The following is a 21,001-nucleotide window of genomic DNA, read 5'->3' on the forward strand; positions in this document are numbered from 1 at the left end:
TCGGGCAATCGAACTCAGGCGGGTAGCGGTGCGCCGCAGGCCAACGCGCCGTTGTTGGGGTCGGCGTTGCCGGGTGCCGGCTTGACCAGTTGGTCGGCCTGCGTGAACACGTTGTCGTCGACGTCGATCTCGCAGTGCACGTTCGCCGAGTAGGGAAAATGCAGCACGATCCGCATGCCGGCCTGCGCCGGGTCGGGCAGTACTGTGTTGGCCTCGAATGCGTTGCCGGGCATGGACGGAAGGTTGGTGGTGTTCGTCTGGCCGCCGTTGATGATGAAGGTGGCCTGGCTCCCGGTGGTCAGCGCATCGATCCTGGCGCGGTAGGTGATGTTGTGCAGGTCCGCCCGCGCGGTCGCCGGCCCCCACTGGGAGCCGACGGCGACGATCGTCACGGCGGTGATCGGCAGCAGCCTGCGACCGGTGCAGCTCATAACCGCTGACATTACGCCCGCCGCGATCCGCGGACCAAGCGGTCAGGCCCCGGTCTCCCGTACCACCTCGGCGGCGTCCTTGTCCGTGCGGACGCCCAGGTAACGCGGGTGGCGCAGCTTCCCGTCGCGGGTCCACTCGGTGAAACCGATCTGGACCACCAGGTCCGGGCGGACCCAATGGGCCCCGGCCTGCCGCACCAGGCCGCGGGTGAACGGCGGCGTGTCCCGCGCACTGGCCGACAGCCGACCGTGGAGGCGGCGCAGCGCGGCGTCGTCGAAGCCGGTGCCCACCTTGCCGGCGTAGACCAGGTCGCGGCCGTCGTAGTAACCCAGCAGCAGTGCGCCCAACTCGACGCGGCTGCCCTTGGGGCTGGTGTAGCCGCCCACCACGAATTCCTGGTCGCGCACGCACTTGAACTTCAGCCAATTCTTCGAGCGTCCGCCGTCGTATCGGGAGTCGGCCAGTTTCGCGATCACCCCTTCGTCGCCGCGCTCGCAGGCCGCGCGGTAGGCGGCCATCCCGTCGGCGACCCGGTGCGGGGTGTACCGCAGCGGGCCGCCGAAATCGATCGCCTTGCGCAGCAGCCGCTTACGCCACACCAGCGGCGCGTCGACCGTCGACTTGCCGTCCAGGTGCAGTAGGTCGAAGACGTAGTAGAAGACGCGGACCGGCGACGCGCGGGCCAGCACGGGGTCGGTGATGCCCAGCCGGCCCTGCAGCCGGGCGAAGCTGGTGCGTCGGCCCTCGAACGCCACCACCTCGCCGTCCAGCACGAAGCGCGTGCGCGGTTGGGCGGCCAGCGCGTCCGCCAGCTCCGGGTAGGTTCCGTTGAGCGGCTGGCGGTTTCGCGACAACAGCCGCACCCGGTCGCCGTCCCGGAACGCCAGGCAGCGCATCCCGTCGAACTTGCGCTCGAAGATCCAGTGGGGATCGGAGAACCGCTCGTCGGTCAGGGTGGCCAGCGTGGGGGCGCGCCAATCGGACACCGCCTCGTCGGGCAGCGCGCCCGGCCCTACCTCGCGCGCCACGTCAGCTCCATCCCGCGACCGGCCAGCCAGCGGGACAGGTCATAGCCGTTGCGGGCCAACCCCGCCACGGCGGCCACGGCGCGTTGCACCGCCAACTCGGCGGCCTCGGGGGTCAACAGGCCGTGCCGGACGGCCTCCAGCAGCTCGTCGACGTCGGCCAGGTCCGCGCCGTCACCGGTGCGGACCTCGATGTCGAGGTAATGATCCTCGGAACGCCAGACATCGGGCCCGGGCGTGTACTCGCCCACGTCGAGGTAGTAGTCGTGATCGCGGTCATGACCCGGATTGAAGTGAAAGACCGTGGCGCGCAGGCCCAGCGACGGCAGCAGCCACGACTCGAGGTAGTGGAACTGGGCCCGGCCGGGAGTCGGCCGCGCGACGTAGAGGCCCCACGGGTGGACCGCGTAGTCGTCCACCGCCCGCACGATGCCCTTGGGGTCGGTGTTGGTGCGGGCGAGCAGGTCGAACGTCTCGTGCTTCGGTGGATGGATGGACCTACTCTAGTTGCCGGGCCCATCGGGAGGCCATGTCGAAGTCAAGCGGATCACCTTGGGAGGGTCACAGTGGGCGACCTCAGCGGAAAGACGGCGCTCGTCACCGGCGGAAACTCGGGCATCGGGCTGGCGGCCGCGCAGCTGTTGGCCGCCGCGGGCGCCCATGTCGTGCTGACCGGTCGCAATCAGGACACCATCGACGCCGCGGTGGCGTCGATCGGTGCACAGGCAACGGGCGTGCGCGCGGACGTGGCCGACCTCGAAGACGTCGCGGCGGTGGCCGACGTCATCGAGTCCCGAGGACGGGGCCTCGACGTGATCTTCGCCAATGCCGGGGGCGGCGAATTCGCTGCGCTAGGGGAGATCTCGGTCGAACACTTCACTTCGACGTTCATGACCAACGTGGGAGGCACGCTGTTCACAGTCCAGGCGATGTTGCCGTTACTCAATCGTGGCGCCTCGATCGTGCTGACCGGTTCGACCGCCGCGTACAACGGAACCCCGGCGTTCAGCGTGTATGCGGCGACCAAGGCGGCGATCCGCTCGTTCGGTCGGACCTGGGCCGCCGAGCTCGTCGGGCGTGACATCCGGGTCAACACCGTCGTTCCCGGACCGGTCGAGACGCCGGGCCTCCTGGGACTGGCGCCCGCGGGGCGGGAACAGGAACTACGCGAGGGCGAGGCGGCCAAGGTCCCGATGGGCCGTCTGGGCAGGCCCGAGGAAGTCGCCGCCGCCGTGCTTTTCCTCGCCTCCGGGGAAAGCAGCTTCATGACCGGCAGCGAGGTGTTCGTCGACGGCGGGGCGGAGCAAGTCTAGGGTCGCGGCCTAGCGGCGCAAGCGGATTCGCCACCGCACGAAACCGGCATAGAACACCGACAACGCCGCCAGCATGCCCATGTCGAGCAGCCATACCCGCGGCGTGTGCTGCCAGAACCGGTCCTGGGACAGCAACGAATCGGGCACCAGGTGGCGCAGGTCGACCGTCGACGCCGCCGCCGCGTACCCCCAGCGCGCGGGCATCGCGAAGGAGAGCTGGTCCAGCCCCGGCCGGCCGGTCACGGGGACCATGCCCCCGCACAGCACCAGCTGCGCCATCACCGTCACCACGAACAGCGGCATGATCTGCTCGCTGGAGCGGACCAGCGACGAAATCGCCAGGCCGAGAACCGCCGACGCCACGCAGGTCGCCGCCACGGTGGCGAACAACTCGACCGTCGCCCCGAGGGCCGAATGGCCCAGCAGCACGGCGCCGCGGGTCGGCGCGCTCTTGCCGATCACCACGATCGCGGTGATGACCGTCGACTGCAGGATCGCGAAGCCGCAGAACACCGCGGTCTTCGCGAGCAGGTAGGCCGTGGTGGACAGTCCGACGGCCTGCTCGCGCTGGAAGACCGCGCGCTCGCCGACCAGGTCACGGATCGTCAGCGCGGTGCCCATGAACGCCGCGGCCGGCATCAGCAGGGCCAGGATCTGCGCCGCCTCGTCGGGCGTCCCGGCGGTCGCGCCGGGCAGCTGAAACCCGTTGCCGCCCGGCACGGTCAGCGAAAGCGAGCCCAGGATGAACGGCAGCAGCGCCAGGAAGACGAAGTAGGCGCGGTCGGCGACCACCAGTCGGATCTGCCGCCGCGCGACCGTCGAAATCTGGCGCCGCACACTGGTATGCACCGGCTCGCCGAGGGCGCCCGGCTCGTCGGCCTTTTCCGGCACCAGCTTCGGCTTCTGCGCGTCGCGCCGCTCGAGGAAGCGCCGGTTGGCCTCCTCGGGGTCGGCACCCACCTTGGTGAAGATCTTCGCCCAGTTGGTGGTGCCCATCGCCGCACCGATCTGGTCGGGCGGACCGCAGTACGCCGTCTTCCCGCCCGGGGCCACCAGCAGCAGCTGGTCGCAGGTGTCGAGGTAGGACAGCATGTGCGTCACCACGATCACCACGCGACCGGCGTCGGCCAGCTGCCGCAGCATCGTCATGACCTGGTGGTCGAGGGCCGGGTCGAGGCCGGAGGTCGGCTCGTCGAGGATCAGCAGCGAGGGACCGGTGAGCAGCTCGAGCGCCACCGAGGCGCGCTTGCGCTGTCCGCCGGACAGCTTGTCCACCCGGGTGTCGGCGTGCTTGGTCAGGTCGAGCTCGTCGAGCACCTGCGCGACGACCTTCGCGCGGTCGGATTTGCTGGTGTCGGGCGGCAGGCGCAGTTCGGCGGCGTAGCGCAGCGCCTGGTTGATCGTCAGCTGGCGGTGCACGACGTCGTCCTGCGGGACCATGCCGATGCGGCTGCGCAGCGACGCGTACTCGGTGTGAATGTCGTGGCCCGCGAACGTGACCGAGCCGGCGCTGGGCGTGGTGTAGCCGGCGATCAGCCGGGCCAGCGTGCTCTTCCCGGCGCCCGACCCGCCGATGACGGCGGTCAGCGTCCCGGGGCGTGCGATCAGCGAGATGTCGTCCAGCAACTGTTTGCCGTTGTCGACGACGTACCTGACGTTGCGCACCTCGAGGCCGCCGGTGCTCGCCGCGGCCTCGCTGCGCTCGGTCAGGGCGCCGTCGCGGAAGACGAGGTCGACGTTGCCGATGGTGACGACGTCGTCGTCGGACAGGATCGCCGACCCCACCCGGGTGCCGTTGACGAACGTCCCGTTGATGCTGTTGTCCCGGATCTCGGTGCCCAGCGGCGTCTGGAGCAGTGTCGCGTGCCGGCGCGAGGCCAGCACGTCGGAGACCACGATGTCGTTGTCCGGGGCGCGGCCGATGGTCATGGCGCCCGCCGTGCCCGCGGCCGCCGACGAGCGCGGTGAGAGCAACTTCACGAAGCGGGTCGCCAGGTTCGACACGTCGGCCGTCGTGGCGTCGACCACGGTGAGTTCGGCGGGCGGAGTAGCGCCGGCCCGGGGCGGTGCGCCGGCGTGCACGACGGTCCGCTCGTCCGGAATCAACTGCGGCCGACGCCATTTCGACGGCCCGGCCGGTGCGGGGCGCCGGGTGGGATTCGTCCGCTCGGCAGGCGCGGACCAAACCAGCGTGGGCGGCCCGACTTCCGGACTCTGCCGCGCCCGGCCCGGGCGGTCCGAGTAACCCAGTCGCGGCCCGACGGCGAACGTCAGCCTGGGTCCCTGCGGATTGCCGACGTGAATGCTCTGGCCGTCGTGGACGTCGATGACCGGCATCCGATAGCCGTTGAGATAGGTCCCGTTCAGCGAGCCGTTGTCGATGGCCAGCCAGCGGCCTTGGTCGAAGCGCAGGATCAGGTGCGCGCGCGAGATCCGCGGATCGGCGATGCGCACGTCGGCCCGGGCGTCGCGGCCCACGACCACCTCGTGGCCGGCCGCGAAGGATCGGTGGGACCCGTCGTGCCGAATTGTCAGGATGGGCGGGGCGGCTCGAGTCACCACTCAAGTATCGGTGCGTTTGGGTGGGCTCTATTGGAATCAGCTGTGACTTCACTATGTTTCGGTCTCGGCCACTCATAACCGTTTCATAGCTTCGAAAGTCGAACCCTCCGACGGGATCCGGCATGATCGGAACGTAAGGGGAGATGCCGGCCACATCGTCGTGCCGGCCGCAACGCGTGGCGAGCCGGGCCGGTTACGAGGGGGTGAGGCGATCGATGCACGACCACAAGGGGACCACCCGGCGCATCGGCGCCGGGCGACGGCTGCTGAGCAATCCGCGCCAGGCCGGTGCGGCGCTGCGCGCGGGCTTTCAGTCGCTGCCCGCGGTCACGGTCTCGCACCTGTTCCGCCGCGTCCCGCCGGTCGGCTCGGCCCCGGCCGCGGAGCCCGCGGCCGGCGGGTCCCGCCCGTCGGTCACCAGCGGCGCGCCCTTTGCGGGCTATACGATCCTGCGCCAGCTGGGCGCGGGCGGAATGGCCGAGGTGTACCTCGCCCTGCATCCCCGGTTGCCGCGGCGCGACGTCATCAAGGTTCTGGCGGAGGCGGTGACGGCCGATCCCGAGTTTCGCGAAAGGTTCAACCGCGAGGCCGATCTCGCGGCGACGCTATGGCATCCCCACGTCGTCGGCGTGCACGATCGCGGCGAATTCGACGGCCACCTCTGGATTTCCATGGACTACGTCGAGGGCACCGACGCCTCCCGTCTGGTCAAGGAGCGCTACCACGACGGCATGCCGGTCGACGAGGTGTGCGCGATCGTCGAGGCCGTCGCGGGCGCCCTCGACTACGCCCACGACCGCGGGCTGCTGCACCGTGACGTCAAACCGGCCAACATCCTGCTCACCCATCCGGAGGGCGGACAACGCCGAATCTTGTTGGCCGACTTCGGTGTCGCGCGTCACCTCGGTGACATCAGCGGGATCACCGAGACCAACGTGGCGGTGGGCACGGTGGCCTACGCCGCACCCGAACAACTGACCGGATCCAACATCGACGGACGGGCCGACCAATACGCCCTGGCCGCAACGGCTTTCCACCTGCTCACCGGAGCGCCGCCGTTCCGGCACTCGAATCCGATCGCCGTGATCGGCCAGCACCTGCACGAGGAGCCGCCCCGGCTCAGCGATCACCGCCCTGAGCTGGCGCGGCTCGACGAGGTGTTCCGCCGGGCCCTGGCGAAGAACCCCGACGACAGGTTCGAACGCTGCCGCGGGTTCGCGGCGGCCGTCGCCGACCGGTTGGGCGACGTCGCCGAGGCCGGCCAGCGCGCCCGTCCCGGCACCGTTGCGGCGCCGCGCCACCGGTTCTCCGCCCGGGCGCGGTGGGCGGTCGCGCTGGTGTGCGCGATGCTCGTCGCGGTGGCGGCCACCTGCTCGGCGCTGTACTCGGTCGAGCCGGACACCCCGCCGGCCAGCCCGGCGCTCGCGTCGAAACCGTCCGTCCCGGCGCCGACGACGTCCGGCGGGCCGGCGCTCAACGGGACCTACCAGCTGGACTACGACCAGAGCAAGCGCACCACCAACGGCGTCGCGATCCGCCACAGCGGCCCGGCCACCGGCTGGTGGGCGTTCCGTTCGGTGTGCACCACCAACGGCTGCGCGGCCACCGGGGCCCGGTTGGACGACGCGACACACCAGGCGGCCGGCGGCCGGACGGACACGCTGCACTTCGTCGGCGGCTATTGGCAGGGCGCCCCGCAGCAGGACCGGGTGGACTGCGCCCGGCCCGACGCGCCGGCGGGGGCCGCGGCCACCCAACAGGAAACCGTCGCGTGGTCGCTGGCGCCGCAGGCCGACGGCACGCTGCGCGGCACCGTGACCGAGACGGTGCTCAGCGACGAATGCGGCGCCCGGGGCGCGGTGGTGCGGGTGCCCGTCGTGGGCACCCGGGTCGGTGACGTCCCGGCCGGCGTCAACCTGGCCGACCCCGCCCAGGCCGTCAGCACGTCCGCGGCGGCGCCGACCCCGGCGCCGCCGGTGCTCGGCGGGCCGTGCGGCGACGTCGGCAAGCTGGCCTACGACCCGACCAACAGCGAGCAGATCGTCTGCGAGGGCAACAGCTGGGCCAAGGCCCCGATCACCATGGGCGTGCACGCCTCCGGCAGCTCGTGCGACCGGCCGGGCACGTCGGTGTTCGCCATGACCACCTCCAACGACGGCTACCTGCTGCAGTGCGACCCGGTGACCCGGACGTGGACGCGTCCGGTGGGATAACGCTCTTGCGCCACTGGCGCGATCTGGGCCGAAGTGGCTGGTAGGCTGCAGCAAGCCGAATTAGACTTCCGCCCATGCCGCAGCCGCTGCGCGTGAATTCCGCTGCTCTGCAAGCGATGGCTACCCGCTGGGGCGCTTGGGTGGGCGACCTGCATCTGTCAGCGCCTTCGGCCGCGCTCGGCTTGTCATGTCAGGCTAGTGCGGCCGCGGTGCTGACCGCCCACATCGAAGTCGACGCATTCATGGCGGCGTTGTCCGCACAAGTGCGCGCCCGCGCGGCTCACGTCACCGAAGCCGACAGCCGCTATAACGCTACGGAGGTTGCGTCGGCACAGGAGGAGGCCGCTGTGGTGCCTCCGCAGATCCGTCTTTAGCAATGTCCGCAATCGCAGCGGTTCCTGGCCTATCGCAGCTGTTGACTTGGCCCACTGAACATTTGACGCAGGCTGCCGACCACTGGGAGGCCGTCGGCAGCAGTAGCTACGCGCTGGCCAACCAGGTTTGGCGGGATTCATTGTCGGTCGATTGGCAAGGCGAAGCCGCCCAAGCGCTGCGCACGGGAACTCACGCCGACATGATGGCAACGAGCCGCGCCGCCGACCAACTTCTTTTAGCGGCCAAAGTAGCCCGCAACGGAGCAACGGATTTGTATGGTGCCCGCTCCCGGCTGCGGTACGCGGTTGAGGACGCCGATGCGGCGGGATTCGATGTAGGACAGGACCTTTCGGTCGCGGACCGGTCTTACGGCGCGTCCGCAACAATTCGTGCCGCCCGACAAGCTCAGGCACAGGCCTTCGCCGCCGATATCCGCCAACGCGCGGCCCAGCTCGTCGCGCTGGACCAGCAAGTCGCCGGCAAAGTCACCGCCGCTACGGCCGGTATTCGTGACACGTTTCCACCAGACCCCGGCGCTGCCACGTCGCCGCACGAACCCGAAGTCCGAGCCGTCGACAATCACACGTTCCAACGTGACCCTCCGCCGCCAGGGTCCACGGATAACCCATTTGCGGGCTGGACCGAAGAGCAGAAGGCTCAAGTCGCGACGGAAATTGCCCACGGTCACGCGTTGGACCATTTTCCGGGGAAGACGCCGGAGGACCTGGCCAGGTGGATCTACGACGCGATGAACGACCCCGACACTCGCGTCGGCACCAGCATTAAGTCAGGCGGGTTAGCGCTGCTGCGGGATGGTCAAGTGGTTTTCATCAACCCGAAGGACGGCGACTATGGAACGGCGTTCGTACCCAAGTCGCGTCCCGGAGACTCCTGGCGAACTCCACTGGAATACTTTGAGCAGACCACGCGGGCGCCTGAGCCGCTACCGCCTCCTGCGCCGGGACGGTTGCCTCCAGTCGCTCCCGGCGAAATGGCGCCCCCTTCGCCCGGGTCAGCGCCTGTACCTGTGCCGCGGCCTGCACCCCCGCTTGAATCGCCGCCTGCACCGAAGGGGCCGCCACCGGTAAAGCCTGGCGGAGGCTTTGGAGGCGGCCCGGCCGTACCCTTCGGCCCCCGGTTGGAGCCGCCACCCCACGCCGGTCATAACCATCCCCCTGTGATCGGAGACATGGACCCTGACCCATGGGATCATGGCGAATGATTTTTGTCCGCCGCCGCAGCGTGTGGCTTGGGCGAGGGTGTAGTCGTAACTATGGCGGTTTGACACCGCTAGGCCTGCTGATGTGCCTAGAGCCCGGACGGGTATTGCCTGCCTTGCTGCTCGTGCCGCACATCCGCCCAGTAACGTCTCTCATCCTCAATTTCCTCGGTAGTACGGATCCTCCCACCGTTCGGAAACAGCAACTTGGCACGCATGCGTCCGCCGATTTTGTGGCGGCGCTGCAGGCCACGTAATAGCCGCACAGCTTCGGTGTCGGAGAACCCGGTGACCGTCGCAAAATCTTGACCAGCGCCGACTAGACCACTGGCCCAGGTGATTTCCGTCAGAAAGAGCACACGTGCCCAGTCGAGGTCCGTCAGCGGCTCGCCGTCGGCGACGGCACGCTCAAGGCGGAGGGTGAGGGCGCCGAATTCTTCCCAGGTCGACAGCCCAAGCACTTGATAAGGGAATGGTGCGTCGGCCGCCGACAACGCCCACTGTTCCAGCGCCTGCTGAATGAACTCGCGCTCCCGCTCACTGAGGTTGACGGTCACCAGCTCAGAAGAACTCGTCATCAATTCGATCTTAAAGTCTGGCCCTGACCAGCCTGGGCGACTCTCGAATTTGATATCGCCGGCGCTATCGAATTCGCGGATCGTCGGGTCCCTCCAACCCGGTACTGATGTGACGGATGGGGCGGTGGGTGCGCCGGCCGGGCCGCGGCGCCACAACGCTTGTCGGTGCACGCATCTACCCTGGTGGCATGGCTTTCGCCACGGAACATCCCGTAGTCGCACATTCGGAATACCGCGCGGTCGACGAGGTCGTGCGGGTCGGCGGCCGCTTCGAGGTCGTCAGCCCGCACGCGCCCGCGGGCGACCAGCCGGCCGCCATCGACGAGCTGGAACGCCGCATCAGGGCGGGGGAGCGCGACGTGGTGCTGCTCGGCGCCACCGGAACGGGCAAGTCGGCCACCACGGCCTGGCTGATCGAGCGGCTGCAGCGGCCCACGCTGGTCATGGCGCCGAACAAGACGCTGGCTGCCCAGCTCGCCAACGAGCTGCGAGAGATGTTGCCGCACAACGCCGTTGAGTACTTCGTGTCGTACTACGACTACTACCAGCCGGAGGCGTACATCGCGCAGACCGACACCTACATCGAGAAGGACAGCTCGATCAACGACGACGTGGAGCGGCTGCGGCACTCCGCGACGTCGTCGCTGCTCTCGCGGCGCGACGTGGTCGTGGTGGCCTCGGTGTCGTGCATCTACGGCCTGGGCACGCCGCAGTCGTACCTGGACCGATCCGTGGAACTGAGCGTGGGCACCGAGGTGCCCCGCGACGCGCTGCTGCGGCTGCTGGTCGACGTGCAATACACCCGCAACGACCTGTCCTTCACCCGCGGCTCGTTCCGGGTGCGCGGCGACACCGTGGAGATCATCCCGTCCTACGAGGAGCTGGCGGTGCGCATCGAGTTCTTCGGTGACGAGGTCGAGGCGCTGTACTACCTGCACCCGCTGACCGGCGACGTGATCCGCCAGGTCGACTCGCTGCGCATCTTCCCGGCCACCCACTACGTCGCCGGCCCGGAGCGGATGGCCCACGCCATCTCCACGATCGAGGAGGAGCTGGCGGCGCGGCTGGCCGAGCTGGAGGGCCAGGGCAAGCTGCTGGAGGCGCAGCGGCTGCGGATGCGCACCAATTACGACATCGAGATGATGCGCCAGGTCGGGTTCTGCTCGGGGATCGAGAACTACTCCCGCCACATCGACGGCCGCGGCCCCGGTTCGCCGCCGGCGACCCTGCTCGACTACTTCCCGGAGGACTTCCTGCTCGTCATCGACGAGTCCCACGTCACGGTGCCGCAGATCGGCGGCATGTACGAGGGCGACATGTCCCGCAAGCGCAACCTGGTCGAGTACGGGTTCCGGCTGCCGTCCGCGTGCGACAACCGCCCCCTGACCTGGGAGGAGTTCGCCGACCGGATCGGGCAGACGGTGTACCTGTCGGCCACCCCGGGCCCCTACGAGCTCAGCCAGGCGGGCGGCGAGTTCGTGGAGCAGGTGATCCGGCCGACCGGCCTGGTCGACCCGAAGGTGGTGGTCAAGCCGACGAAGGGGCAGATCGACGACCTGATCGGGGAGATCCGCAAGCGCACCGACGCCGACGAGCGGGTGCTGGTCACGACGCTGACCAAGAAGATGGCCGAGGACCTCACCGACTACCTGCTGGAGATGGGCATCCGGGTGCGCTACCTGCACTCGGAGGTCGACACGCTGCGCCGCGTCGAGCTGCTGCGCCAGCTGCGGCTGGGTGACTACGACGTGCTCGTCGGCATCAACCTGCTGCGCGAGGGGCTGGACCTGCCCGAGGTGTCGCTGGTGGCCATCCTCGACGCCGACAAGGAGGGCTTCCTGCGGTCCTCACGCAGCCTGATCCAGACCATCGGCCGCGCCGCCCGCAACGTCTCGGGCGAGGTGCACATGTACGCGGACTCGATCACCGACTCGATGAAGGAGGCGATCGACGAGACCGAACGGCGCCGCGCCAAGCAAATCGCCTACAACGAGGCCCACGGCATCGATCCGCAGCCGCTGCGCAAGAAGATCGCCGACATCCTCGACCAGGTCTATCGCGAGGCCGACGACACGGAAACGGTCGGGGTCGGCGGGTCCGGCCGCAACGCGTCGCGGGGCCGGCGCGCGCAGGGCGAGCCGGGCCGCGCCGTCAGCGCCGGCGTCTTCGAGGGCCGCGACACCGCCAGCATGCCGCGCGCCGAACTGGCCGACCTGATCAAGGACCTCACCGAGCAGATGATGGCCGCCGCGCGCGACCTGCAGTTCGAACTGGCCGCGCGCTTCCGTGACGAGATCGCCGACCTGAAGAAGGAACTGCGGGGGATGGACGCCGCCGGCCTCAAGTGACGCTCGTCACGCCGGGGTTACCTCATACGGTGGAGGGGTGACGGACATCGCCACCACTCCGGGCAGCTGGCGCGAACTGCTCGGCGGCAGATACCTGCGCACCTCGATCGTGCTCGCCGGGGGCGTCGCACTGTACGCGACCAACGAGTTTCTGACCAGCAGCCTGCTGCCGAACACCCTCGCCGAGATCGGCGGCAGCCGTCTCTACGCGTGGGTGACGACGCTGTACCTGGTGGGCTCGGTGGTGGCGGCGACCATGGTCAACCCGATGCTGCTGCGCGTCGGCGCGCGGACCTCCTACCTGGTGGGGCTCGCCGTCTTCGGCGCGGCCAGCCTGGTGTGCGGGGCGGCGCCGAACATGGAGGTGCTGATCGCGGGCCGCGCCCTCCAGGGGGTGGCCGGCGGCCTGCTGGCCGGATTGGGCTACGCGGTCATCAACGCGGCGCTGCCGCGCTCCCTGTGGACCCGGGGATCGGCGCTGGTGTCGGCGATGTGGGGGGTGGCCACGGTGGTCGGGCCGGCGACGGGTGGGCTGTTCGCGCAATTCGGGCTCTGGCGGTGGGCGTTCGGTGCGATGGCGGTGCTCACCACGCTCATGGCCATGCTGGTGCCCGCCGCGCTCGCTTCGACCAAGGTCGACCCGGATCCGGACGCCAGGGTGACGAGGGTGCCGGTGTGGTCGCTGCTGCTGATCGGCGCGGCGGCCCTGGCGGTCAGCGTCGCCGAGATCCCGTCGAACTTCCTCGCCACGGTCGGGCTGCTCGCGGGGAGCGTCGTGCTGGTCGGCCTGTTCGTGTTCGTCGACTGGCGCATGCACGCGGCCGTGCTGCCGCCCAGCGTGTTCGGTGGGGGGCCCCTGAAGTCGATCTACCTCACCATGGGCGTGCTGATGGGCGCGGCGATGGTGACCACCTACGTGCCGTTCTTCGGTCAGCGGCTGGCGCATCTGAGCCCGCTCGCGGCGGGGTTCCTGGGCGCGGCGCTGGCCCTGGGTTGGACGGTCAGCGAGATCGTCAGCGCGTCGGTGACGAGTCAGCGCGCGATCGGGCGGGTGATCCTGGTCTCTCCGATGGTCGTGGCGTCGGGGCTGGCGCTGGGCGTGGCGGCCCGGCAAACCGAGTCGTCGCTGTGGACCTCGGCGCTGTGGGCGGTGGCGCTGCTGGTGGCGGGGACCGGGATCGGGATGGCCTGGCCGCACCTGTCGGTTCGCGCGATGGCCTCCGTCGACGACCCCGCCGAGGGCGGCGCCGCGGCGGCGGCGATCAACACGGTGCAGCTGGTCTCCGCGGCGTTCGGTGCGGGCCTCGCGGGCGTCGTGGTCAATTCCTCGATGGGCGACGACCTGCTGGCGGCGCGCTGGTTGTTCACGGCGTTCACCGCGCTGAGCGTCGTCGGCCTCGCGGCGTCGCACGGTGCGACCCGCGGTGCGCGCGAGGCGCAGCCGGTGGGCTAGGGGTCGGAGGCCACACGTTGCCCGCCCAGCGGCGGCGCGGCGACCCAGCTCTGCATGGTCGTCAGCTACCCAACGATTGGCGTTCCACGCCGTCGGCGCCGCGGCGAATCACCGCGTCGACTTCACCACCTGCGAGTAATGGAACTGCCAGCGTTCGACAATGTGGAACCCGAGATAACTCGGGAATCGATAAGCCGGGGCGCGCCCGAATGTCGGTCCCGGCGGTAATGACGCTCCGGATTGGTGATCCGGCAGCGACGAATCTTTATTGGTAATGGTCCAGATTGCCGGGCACTTGTTGATTTTGGCGGTCGTCAGCCAGACGGCGACGTGGCCGTCCCACAACGACCCCACCGTGGGCCCGTACGCCCCGCGCTCCACGTCGATCAGCGACCGGAAGGCCGCCGGCCGGGTGGCCAGCAGCGCGCGGATCGGCCCCGGCCGCCACGGCACGGTGTTGTCCACCATCAGGCAGTCACCGGGGGCTGCGTGGGAGCCGATCAGGTCGGCGACCTGGCTGTAATCCCAGCCCTCCTTGGCGTAGGGCCAGCGCTGGACGAACAGGTAGTTCGGCACGGCGGCCAGGGCGCAGAGCAGCACCACACCGGCGATGCGCCGCGGCCCGCGGGCGATCGTGACGATGCAAACGGCCAGCACGACGGCCATCGCGGGCGCGGTGAAGATCAGGTAGCGCGGGTAGTAGATCGGTTCGTTGACCGCCGAATAGACGACCACGAGCGCGGTGGGGACGACCAGCCACGCCGCGCAGGCGATCAACAGCCGACGCATGTCGCCGGGCGGGGGTGGGACGCCGGCCAGCCGCGCCGCGACCGCCGCCACGATCAGGACCGCGGCCAGGATGGCGAACGGAACGCTGTGGTCGAAGTATTGACGCAGGATGATGTCGAACGCGTAGTGCCAGCTGACCGGGTAAATCCAGTTGACCTGCCACACCTGGGCGTGGGCGAACACGATGAACGGCACCATGGCCCCGACCGCGACCGTTGAGCTGACCGCCCACCAAATGACCGGAGATTTACGCGCTTTCTCCGGCGCCAGCAGCGGCACCATGACGGCGTAAACCGGCACCAATAGCACCAGGTTCAAATTGAGCAGAATTGCGAGCATCAACGCCAGCGCATAACACGCCCACAATCGCGGTCGGTTGCGTTTGGCGGCGGCGACGAGCAACACCGTGAGCCAGGCCGCCGCCGCGGCCGCGAAGGCGTAGGGCCGGGCCTCCATGCCCGCCCAGGTGGTGCGCGGCAGGATGGCGAACAGGACGCCGGCGCACACCGCGATCGGCCGGGTCGAGAATTGCCTGGCGAACACCGTGACGCCCGCGGCGGCCGCGCCAACCGCCAGCGCGCTGGGCGCCCGCGACCAGAACTCGGTCGGCGGGAACAGGGCGAACCAACCGTGCATCAGCAGGTAGTACAGCCCGTGCACCGCGTCGATGTGGCCCAGCAGCCGCCACAGCTCGGGCAGCGTCCGGCTCGCCGCGGCCGATATGGTCGCGCCCTCGTCGAACCACAGGGACGGCCTGCAGGCCCACGCGCCGCTGACCACGGCCGCGAACACGGCGATCGCCCATGGATCGAGCAACCTGCCGGGCCGGCGCGCCGGCGCGGGCTTTTCGACTTCATCCTCGACGCGCTGCGCGACGGTGGGCATGGACATGATGCTTGTCACTGTAAAGCGGAATCGTGGAGCCGGCTCACAAATCGTCCGCGGCCTATTCGGCCGCGGCGCTCACATTCGGCGAAAAGCTGCGTTATGCAACGCTTTCCGGCCCGGCCCCGAACATTTGATTGATTTGTCATCGGCGATATTGTCCGTTGGCACGGCGTTGACCCGCAAATTGTCGACACGCCGTGCCGGGCAGTGTCGCTAATCTGTTCCCTCTGCAACCGGCAAACGCGATAGTGTCTTGGGTTGGCTGACCAACCGAATCAGGGAGGGTAAATGGGCGCCTATCGGACTGTGGTGGTGGGAACCGACGGCTCGGACTCGTCAATGCGTGCGGTCGACAAGGCGGCGCAGATCGCCGGGCCGGACGCCAAGCTGATCGTCGCGTCGGCGTACCTGCCCCAGCATGAGGACTCCCGGGCCGCCGACGTCCTGCGTGACGAGAGCTACAAGGTGTCCGGCACGGCCCCGATTTACGCGATCCTGCAAGACGCCAAGGAGCGCGCCCACAAGGCCGGGGCCAAGAACGTCGAGGAGCGCCCGATCGTCGGCGCCCCGGTCGACGCGCTGGTCAAGCTGGCCGAGGACGAGAAGGCCGACCTGCTGGTCGTCGGCAACGTCGGCCTGAGCACCATCGCGGGCCGGCTGCTGGGATCGGTGCCGGCCAACGTCTCGCGGCGGGCCAAGGTCGACGTGCTGATCGTGCACACGACGTCGTAGCCCCCGGCGCTACCAGCCCCGTTCACGCCATTCGGCCAGGTGCGGGCGCTCCGCGCCGAGCACGGTGTCGTCGCCGTGGCCGGGGTAGACGACGGTGGAGTCGTCGTACACGTCGAACACCCGGGTGGTGACGTCGTCGAGCAGCTGGTCGAAATCGCCCGCCTTCCAGGTCTTGCCGACGCCGCCCGGGAATACAGTAGGTTCTAAAATGTGAATACTTTTCCCGGGGAAAGAGTCGCCCTCTACGCGCGCATAAGCCAGGACACCACAGGTCAAGCGGTGGGCGTCGCCGATCAGCTGGAACACGCCCGCACGTTCGCGTCCGCGCGCGATTACCAGATCGTGGCCGAGCAGTCCGACAACGACATCAGCGCCTTCCGCGGTGCTGAGCGCCCCGGATACCAGAAGGTGTTGCGGCTGGCCCGCGACCGCAAGATCGACCGCGTGATCGTCTACCAGCTGACCCGCATGACCAGGAACCGAAGGGAACGCGCGGAGTTCATCGACTCGTTCCACGCCTGCAAGGTCAACGTCTCAGAGGCGCAGGGAGGCGACTACGACCTGTCGACCGCAGCCGGCCGCAGCTGGGTCGACATCCAGGGCGCCCTCGCGACCTGGGAATCGGAAATCAAGTCCGAGCGCGTCACCGCCGCCGCGGTCCGGCGGGCCCGGTCCGGTCGCCCGTCCGGTGACCTCGGTTACGGGTGGATCAAGCACGGCGCCGGCTCGGCGGCGACCTGGACCGAACACCCGCGCGAAGCCGAGGTCGTCCGGGAGATTGTCGATCGCCTGCTGGCAGGCGAGTCACTGCGTGGCATCACCGACCGGTTGAACGACCGCGGAGAGCCGGCCCCGAAATCCGCGCGGTGGGGCAAGACGTCGGTGAAGAAGCTCGCGTTGCGGGACTCCAACATCGCGCAGCGGATCCACCACCGCGGCCAGGCCGACGAGGAACGGTTCGACGGGTGCTGGCCCGCGCTGGTCGACCGAGCCAAGCATGAGAAGGTCGTCGCCCTGTTGTCCGAACCGGGGCGGCGATCGAACGGCACCGCTCGCCCTGGTGCCCGCCGTCATTTGTTGTCGTGGGGGATCGGGGAGTGCGGCGTCTGCGGCGAAAAGCTCCGGGCCGTCACGAAACGCGGACCGCACGGCCGTCCTCTCGACCTGTACGTGTGCGATGGGAAAGGCTGCGTTGGCCGCTCTGAGCCTGCCGTGGACGATCTGGTCAAAGGTGTTGTGATCGGCCGTATGTCGATGCCTGACGCGCTCGACTTCCTGCTCGGCGACGATGCCGAAGCTCGACGATGGTCGGAGCGCGTCGACGAAATCAGCCGGCGACTGGCCGACGCCGCCGACGCCTTCGCCGACGGTGCCATCACCGCCGAGCAGTTGCGACGGATCACCGCGCGCCTGCAACCGGAGCTTGACGACGCCGAGCAGCGCCGCGCCGCGTCGGTGGTGTCGCTCGACCTCGACGCGCTGCGACCGCTGGCGGGACCGCAGGCCGGTCAACGGTGGGACGAAATGGCAGTGGCGCAGCGCCGCGCGGTGCTCAGCACACTTGGGCTCCGGGTCAGTATCGACCCGACGCCCCGCGGGCCCGGATTCAACCCGGACAACGTGCGAATCGAATGGAGAACTCGGTGAGCCGTAGACGAGCACCCGGCGCAGCCGGTTCGGTAAACCGCCGGTGGGCGCCTCGCCGGCCGAGTTCGATTCCGGGACAACGAGTTATCCGCGTGGTCTGCACCGATAAAAAGCAGCATCCCGAAGTCAGTTTCGGCAGTATCGCCGTCTGGCCGGAAGGCGACGGCTGGAAAGTGAACATCCGTGACCTGAGATACCGGGAAGGCGACGAGTTCGTCGACATAGCGGCACTCGACGGGTCCGAGTTACCCGACCGGCTGCGAAAGACGTACACACTCAAGTGCCGGCGATGCGGACGTGATCGCCCGCTCAGAATGGATACGTTGGAACGCGTTGGTGCCGCGCTGGCCGCCGCCGACACTCCGCGGCTTGACCTATCGGACCTCTAGCGCCGCGTTCCACCTATACTTACCGGTAATAGTTCGCCGGTCATGGCACCCTGGCCGCTCACTCTGGTGTCGTAAGTGTTCCCCACCGGGAGCAGTAATTCTGCTGCCCACAAGGGGAACGAATGTCCGCCGTTACAAAGGCACGATCCGACCTCGGCGTGAAGACGCGGAAGCTCGGGCCGAACCACCCTGACACGATCGAAGCGCGCCGCACCTTCCGAGCCGAGCAGACCGCCGCATACATCGAAAAGGTGCTCGCCGAAGCGCCACCGCTGAATGACGAGCAAAGGGCCCGCCTCGCCGAACTGTTCCGGCCGACAAATGCCGACACACGCAGCGGTGTCGCGTGAACCGGCCACCTGATCAGCCCACGATCCACATCGCGCCCAATTCGTCGCGTCCCGGCCTGGTAGTGATCGCGATCGGCAGCGGAACCAATCCGTACAGCATCACGCCGGAACAGGCAGACGATCTGGCCGACCAACTGACCGCCGCCGCCGACGCGGCTCGCTCATCCGCAGAACCTCATGGGCGCCCCTGATTTCGACGGGTTCGCGCTCGTCGACTGGGAGCGCAGCGCGTGCCTATGCGACGTCGGGTCGGCCGGCTACGTGCTCGCGGTCGCCGTCACCAGCGACGGCGCCGACACCTTATGGATCGTCGACGACGCCGAGCTACACGCCGAGCACCCACGGTACGGAAGCGCCGACCAGCTGCACGAACAGTTGGGCCCACTATCGGCCGCGCTCCGGGAACGCATTTGGCCTACACCGCGGTGTGGACGGCCGACCAAGGGCACCGGCCGGCCGTGCCGGATCGTGGTCTCTGGTCCCGGCGAGGCGTGCGGGCTGCATTCCAATCGGCAGGCAGCACCATGAGGCCGACGTTCATCCGGGTTGTCCCCGATGAGATTGAGCGGTACGGCTTCGCGGGGGCGGTCGTGCTCGCGCATATCCGGTACCGCTGCGAATCCGATGGTCCCGACCGATTCGAACGCGCCGGCTTTCGGTGGTGGCGGGTGTCGCGCCGCGATCTTGGCCACGAGGTCGGAGCGTCGGCCGATACGGTCAAGCGGGCGCTGGAGAAGCTCGGCGACGCAGTGGTGTCAGCAAACAATTCTGACCGGCCCGAGGACCAGACGCGGGCATATCGACCGGCCGACGATAGCGATCCTCTGACCTGCCAGAAGGCGAAATCGCCACGGTCTGACCTGCCAGAAGGCGAAATCGCCACGGACCTAGGCGAAATCGCCACACCCCCTGGGCGAAATCGCCACGGTACCGAGGCGAAATCGCCATCTGCACCTTATATAGAGAACTTAGAGAAAAGAGATAGAGAAGGGGGAGAAGGGCGGCCGGCAGACCCCGAACCGCTCGACGCGGAGACCGTCCCCGACTCGGCTAACGCCCACCCCCCGCGAAATCGACCCGCAAAGCAAACCGACCCCGCTGACGCGTGGGTCGACGCCGAACTCGTCGACGACGACCCAGACCCCGAACCGCAGCAGTACTGCGACCGGCACCCCAACGGCACCGACAACAGCTGCGGAGCCTGCGGCCGGCGCAGACGCATACGCGAGAAGTGGGAGCAGCGACAGAACGCTCTGGCCCTGCGGGACATGTTCTCCCGGCCAGCCAAGCCAGCGCAGCCGGCGCGTCGGGAACCACCCCCGCCCAAACCCGAACCGCCGTCGTGGGTTCCCGGACCTGACGGCCGGCCACGCTGCCGGCGCCACGGCCACCTTCCGAGCGCACCCGTCGACTGCACCCGATGCCGCGACGCCGCGATAGCAGCCGGGGAGTCGGCATGAGGCGCCGTCGCGCCGCCGAGCAGGCCGCGCGGGAGGAACGCGCTTCCGCGATCCGCCGGTGCCGCCGCTGCGACCCATGCGGCTGGCTGCTCGGCCCGGACCACACACCGATCGACCCGGCCGTCCGCTGCAGCCACGGCCCACCCGAGCCCGAGCACCAGGCCGCGCCGACCCACCCGACCCGCTCGTTCAGCGAGCCAATCCGCCAACCTGATCTGTTCTCCGAGGAGTGATCCGTGAACTGGAATTCGATGCGCGCGCTGCTCGCCGGCATACCCGCGCTGCCTGATGCCCGCTGTCGCGGTCGGGCAGCCCTGTTCGAGGCAACCATCGCCGTCCGCCACGGCGGACCCGCCAGGGCCGAACTCGAGAATGCGCGCCGCGAGGCGCTGACCCTCTGTCACGCATGTCCGGCCCTGGCATTGTGTCGATCCTGGCTTGCCGCAATGCCCGCGACCCGCCGGCCGCGCGGCGTCGTCGCCGGTGTCGTGGTCACGGCAAGCGGGTTGCCGGCGAGGACCAGGACGCCGAGCGCCGCCGTCGAGCGCGCGCCGAGCGGCGGAAATTGCGTCCGCCGAGCGGACACAATCGCGATCCAACGCGCAGGCGCGGCAGACGAGGCAACCCGATGAGCAGCCTTGCCCCCCAACACATCAGCGCCGCCGCTTACCTCATCGGCCAGGTGCTCGACGAGCGGCGCCAATTCGGCCACCCGATCCCGTCATGGTTGCGCGACCTCCACGAAGCGTTTTCCCGAGCCGTGTCCGCAAACGGACACCAAACGTGCCAAACCGGCTATGCCCCTTCACGCTTGGAGACGACCGCAGAACAAGCCCAACGGCTCGGCGTCAGTGAGCGCACCATTCGGCGCCGAGCAGCCCGCGAGGGCGTCAACCGGACCGCCGGCCGATACCTGTTCGAAAGGCACGACGCATGACCGACAGCACCAACCGCGACCGCAAGTTCGCGCACGCGTTCTTCACCGGAGCAGACATCCAGCCCGAGGACGACCAGGACACCAGCGAGTTCACCGACGAACAGCGGCAATGGGCGAGAGAGCTTTTCGCCGACGACGAGGACAAGCCGCTCCTCGCTGGCCTTGCCGGCGGACGCACCCACGGCCGGACCTCACCGCCCCGGGCCAAGCCCGAAGACAAGGGGCCCTGGTTCGACCGCACGCCGATCGTCGACGACTAACCCCCCGGCCCAACGGAATCACTGCTCCTCG

The 21,001-nt window shown here is 69.0% G+C and carries 20 protein-coding genes and 1 pseudogene; 12 read left to right on the forward strand and 9 right to left on the reverse strand.

What is annotated here, in order from left to right:
* Nucleotides 1–14 precede the first annotated feature (14 nt).
* Genes HMPREF0591_RS16340 through HMPREF0591_RS16350 form a run of 3 tightly spaced genes read right to left on the reverse strand, consistent with a single transcriptional unit; the run spans nucleotide 15 to nucleotide 1,885 of the window.
* On the reverse strand, nucleotides 15–431 hold the full coding sequence (locus tag HMPREF0591_RS16340) for a hypothetical protein (RefSeq protein WP_007169714.1): 417 nt from the start codon (nucleotides 429–431) through the stop codon (nucleotides 15–17).
* A 42-nt stretch (nucleotides 432–473) separates the two neighbouring features.
* Complete coding sequence (gene ligD, locus HMPREF0591_RS16345; protein WP_007169715.1) at nucleotides 474–1,460, reverse strand: non-homologous end-joining DNA ligase; 987 nt, start codon at nucleotides 1,458–1,460, stop codon at nucleotides 474–476.
* Nucleotides 1,445–1,885, reverse strand: coding sequence for a ribonuclease FAU-1 family protein (locus HMPREF0591_RS16350; RefSeq protein WP_007169716.1), 441 nt, complete (start codon nucleotides 1,883–1,885; stop codon nucleotides 1,445–1,447). The genes ligD and HMPREF0591_RS16350 overlap by 16 nt, the downstream gene beginning before the upstream one ends.
* Before the next feature lie 138 nt (nucleotides 1,886–2,023).
* Between HMPREF0591_RS16350 and HMPREF0591_RS16355 the strand changes: the two genes are divergently transcribed.
* Nucleotides 2,024–2,770, forward strand: a complete 747-nt coding sequence (locus tag HMPREF0591_RS16355; protein ID WP_007169717.1) for an SDR family oxidoreductase — start codon at nucleotides 2,024–2,026, stop codon at nucleotides 2,768–2,770.
* 9 nt (nucleotides 2,771–2,779) lie between these two features.
* Here HMPREF0591_RS16355 and HMPREF0591_RS16360 read toward each other — a convergent pair whose 3' ends face one another.
* Nucleotides 2,780–5,332: an FHA domain-containing protein gene (locus HMPREF0591_RS16360; RefSeq protein ID WP_007169718.1), complete on the reverse strand. Its 2,553-nt coding sequence runs from the start codon at nucleotides 5,330–5,332 to the stop codon at nucleotides 2,780–2,782.
* A 215-nt stretch (nucleotides 5,333–5,547) separates the two neighbouring features.
* Here HMPREF0591_RS16360 and HMPREF0591_RS16365 point away from each other — a divergent pair, with 215 nt between their 5' ends.
* Nucleotides 5,548–7,545 carry a serine/threonine-protein kinase gene (locus HMPREF0591_RS16365; RefSeq protein WP_007169719.1) on the forward strand — a complete coding sequence of 666 codons (1,998 nt, stop codon included), beginning with the start codon at nucleotides 5,548–5,550 and terminating at the stop codon, nucleotides 7,543–7,545.
* A gap of 74 nt (nucleotides 7,546–7,619) precedes the next feature.
* Nucleotides 7,620–7,919 carry a hypothetical protein gene (locus HMPREF0591_RS16370; protein ID WP_007169720.1) on the forward strand — a complete coding sequence of 100 codons (300 nt, stop codon included), beginning with the start codon at nucleotides 7,620–7,622 and terminating at the stop codon, nucleotides 7,917–7,919.
* A 236-nt stretch (nucleotides 7,920–8,155) separates the two neighbouring features.
* Here the strand turns inward: HMPREF0591_RS16370 and HMPREF0591_RS34690 are convergent, their stop codons facing one another.
* The gene (locus tag HMPREF0591_RS34690) at nucleotides 8,156–8,503 is read right to left on the reverse strand and encodes a hypothetical protein (RefSeq protein ID WP_040622970.1); all 348 of its coding nucleotides are present in this window, start codon (nucleotides 8,501–8,503) and stop codon (nucleotides 8,156–8,158) included.
* A gap of 725 nt (nucleotides 8,504–9,228) precedes the next feature.
* Nucleotides 9,229–9,717 carry a hypothetical protein gene (locus HMPREF0591_RS33940; RefSeq protein WP_007169722.1) on the reverse strand — a complete coding sequence of 163 codons (489 nt, stop codon included), beginning with the start codon at nucleotides 9,715–9,717 and terminating at the stop codon, nucleotides 9,229–9,231.
* Between the two features lie 188 nt (nucleotides 9,718–9,905).
* Between HMPREF0591_RS33940 and uvrB the strand changes: the two genes are divergently transcribed.
* Both uvrB and HMPREF0591_RS16390 read left to right on the forward strand, forming a co-directional pair.
* Entirely contained in the window at nucleotides 9,906–12,065 is a 2,160-nt protein-coding gene (gene uvrB, locus HMPREF0591_RS16385; RefSeq protein ID WP_040622971.1) for an excinuclease ABC subunit UvrB, read from the forward strand.
* Between the two features lie 37 nt (nucleotides 12,066–12,102).
* Complete coding sequence (locus tag HMPREF0591_RS16390; RefSeq protein ID WP_007169724.1) at nucleotides 12,103–13,518, forward strand: MFS transporter; 1,416 nt, start codon at nucleotides 12,103–12,105, stop codon at nucleotides 13,516–13,518.
* A 108-nt stretch (nucleotides 13,519–13,626) separates the two neighbouring features.
* Here HMPREF0591_RS16390 and HMPREF0591_RS16395 read toward each other — a convergent pair whose 3' ends face one another.
* On the reverse strand, nucleotides 13,627–15,198 hold the full coding sequence (locus tag HMPREF0591_RS16395; protein ID WP_040623217.1) for a mannosyltransferase: 1,572 nt from the start codon (nucleotides 15,196–15,198) through the stop codon (nucleotides 13,627–13,629).
* A 285-nt stretch (nucleotides 15,199–15,483) separates the two neighbouring features.
* Here HMPREF0591_RS16395 and HMPREF0591_RS16400 point away from each other — a divergent pair, with 285 nt between their 5' ends.
* Entirely contained in the window at nucleotides 15,484–15,927 is a 444-nt protein-coding gene (locus HMPREF0591_RS16400) for a universal stress protein (protein ID WP_007169726.1), read from the forward strand.
* Nucleotides 15,928–15,936: 9 nt separating this feature from the next.
* Here the strand turns inward: HMPREF0591_RS16400 and HMPREF0591_RS34695 are convergent.
* A pseudogene (locus tag HMPREF0591_RS34695) lies at nucleotides 15,937–16,122 on the reverse strand (MBL fold metallo-hydrolase); the annotation flags it as partial.
* An 84-nt stretch (nucleotides 16,123–16,206) separates the two neighbouring features.
* Between HMPREF0591_RS34695 and HMPREF0591_RS16410 the strand changes: the two are divergent.
* The 5 genes from HMPREF0591_RS16410 (at nucleotide 16,207) to HMPREF0591_RS16435 (ending at nucleotide 20,006) form a co-directional block, all read left to right on the forward strand.
* Nucleotides 16,207–17,574, forward strand: coding sequence for a recombinase family protein (locus HMPREF0591_RS16410; RefSeq protein ID WP_007169728.1), 1,368 nt, complete (start codon nucleotides 16,207–16,209; stop codon nucleotides 17,572–17,574).
* A gap of 92 nt (nucleotides 17,575–17,666) precedes the next feature.
* Nucleotides 17,667–17,963: a hypothetical protein gene (locus tag HMPREF0591_RS16415; RefSeq protein ID WP_007169729.1), complete on the forward strand. Its 297-nt coding sequence runs from the start codon at nucleotides 17,667–17,669 to the stop codon at nucleotides 17,961–17,963.
* 122 nt (nucleotides 17,964–18,085) lie between these two features.
* Nucleotides 18,086–18,313 (forward strand): hypothetical protein, encoded by a 228-nt coding sequence (locus tag HMPREF0591_RS16420; RefSeq protein WP_007169730.1) that lies wholly within the window; start codon nucleotides 18,086–18,088, stop codon nucleotides 18,311–18,313.
* Between the two features lie 177 nt (nucleotides 18,314–18,490).
* The gene (locus HMPREF0591_RS16425) at nucleotides 18,491–18,841 is read left to right on the forward strand and encodes a hypothetical protein (RefSeq protein WP_007169732.1); all 351 of its coding nucleotides are present in this window, start codon (nucleotides 18,491–18,493) and stop codon (nucleotides 18,839–18,841) included.
* A 928-nt stretch (nucleotides 18,842–19,769) separates the two neighbouring features.
* The gene (locus tag HMPREF0591_RS16435) at nucleotides 19,770–20,006 is read left to right on the forward strand and encodes a hypothetical protein (protein WP_007169734.1); all 237 of its coding nucleotides are present in this window, start codon (nucleotides 19,770–19,772) and stop codon (nucleotides 20,004–20,006) included.
* A 167-nt stretch (nucleotides 20,007–20,173) separates the two neighbouring features.
* Here HMPREF0591_RS16435 and HMPREF0591_RS32380 read toward each other — a convergent pair whose 3' ends face one another.
* Nucleotides 20,174–20,485 (reverse strand): hypothetical protein, encoded by a 312-nt coding sequence (locus HMPREF0591_RS32380; RefSeq protein ID WP_157137514.1) that lies wholly within the window; start codon nucleotides 20,483–20,485, stop codon nucleotides 20,174–20,176.
* Nucleotides 20,486–20,706: 221 nt separating this feature from the next.
* Between HMPREF0591_RS32380 and HMPREF0591_RS16445 the strand changes: the two genes are divergently transcribed.
* The gene (locus HMPREF0591_RS16445; protein WP_007169737.1) at nucleotides 20,707–20,970 is read left to right on the forward strand and encodes a hypothetical protein; all 264 of its coding nucleotides are present in this window, start codon (nucleotides 20,707–20,709) and stop codon (nucleotides 20,968–20,970) included.
* Nucleotides 20,971–21,001 lie beyond the last annotated feature (31 nt).

The organism is Mycobacterium parascrofulaceum ATCC BAA-614, from assembly GCF_000164135.1.
Lineage (GTDB): Bacteria > Actinomycetota > Actinomycetes > Mycobacteriales > Mycobacteriaceae > Mycobacterium > Mycobacterium parascrofulaceum.

Coding starts and splice junctions, on each gene's coding strand:
- HMPREF0591_RS16365 (WP_007169719.1), top strand. CDS start 5,548: ATGCACGACCACAAGGGGACCACCCGGCGCATCGGCGCCGGGCGACGG.
- HMPREF0591_RS16445 (WP_007169737.1), top strand. CDS start 20,707: ATGACCGACAGCACCAACCGCGACCGCAAGTTCGCGCACGCGTTCTTC.
- HMPREF0591_RS16400 (WP_007169726.1), top strand. CDS start 15,484: ATGGGCGCCTATCGGACTGTGGTGGTGGGAACCGACGGCTCGGACTCG.
- HMPREF0591_RS16340 (WP_007169714.1), bottom strand. CDS start 431: ATGAGCTGCACCGGTCGCAGGCTGCTGCCGATCACCGCCGTGACGATC.
- HMPREF0591_RS33940 (WP_007169722.1), bottom strand. CDS start 9,717: ATGACGAGTTCTTCTGAGCTGGTGACCGTCAACCTCAGTGAGCGGGAG.
- HMPREF0591_RS16435 (WP_007169734.1), top strand. CDS start 19,770: ATGAGGCGCCGTCGCGCCGCCGAGCAGGCCGCGCGGGAGGAACGCGCT.
- HMPREF0591_RS16370 (WP_007169720.1), top strand. CDS start 7,620: ATGCCGCAGCCGCTGCGCGTGAATTCCGCTGCTCTGCAAGCGATGGCT.
- HMPREF0591_RS16395 (WP_040623217.1), bottom strand. CDS start 15,198: ATGTCCATGCCCACCGTCGCGCAGCGCGTCGAGGATGAAGTCGAAAAG.
- HMPREF0591_RS16420 (WP_007169730.1), top strand. CDS start 18,086: ATGTCCGCCGTTACAAAGGCACGATCCGACCTCGGCGTGAAGACGCGG.
- uvrB (WP_040622971.1), top strand. CDS start 9,906: ATGGCTTTCGCCACGGAACATCCCGTAGTCGCACATTCGGAATACCGC.
- HMPREF0591_RS16425 (WP_007169732.1), top strand. CDS start 18,491: ATGGGCGCCCCTGATTTCGACGGGTTCGCGCTCGTCGACTGGGAGCGC.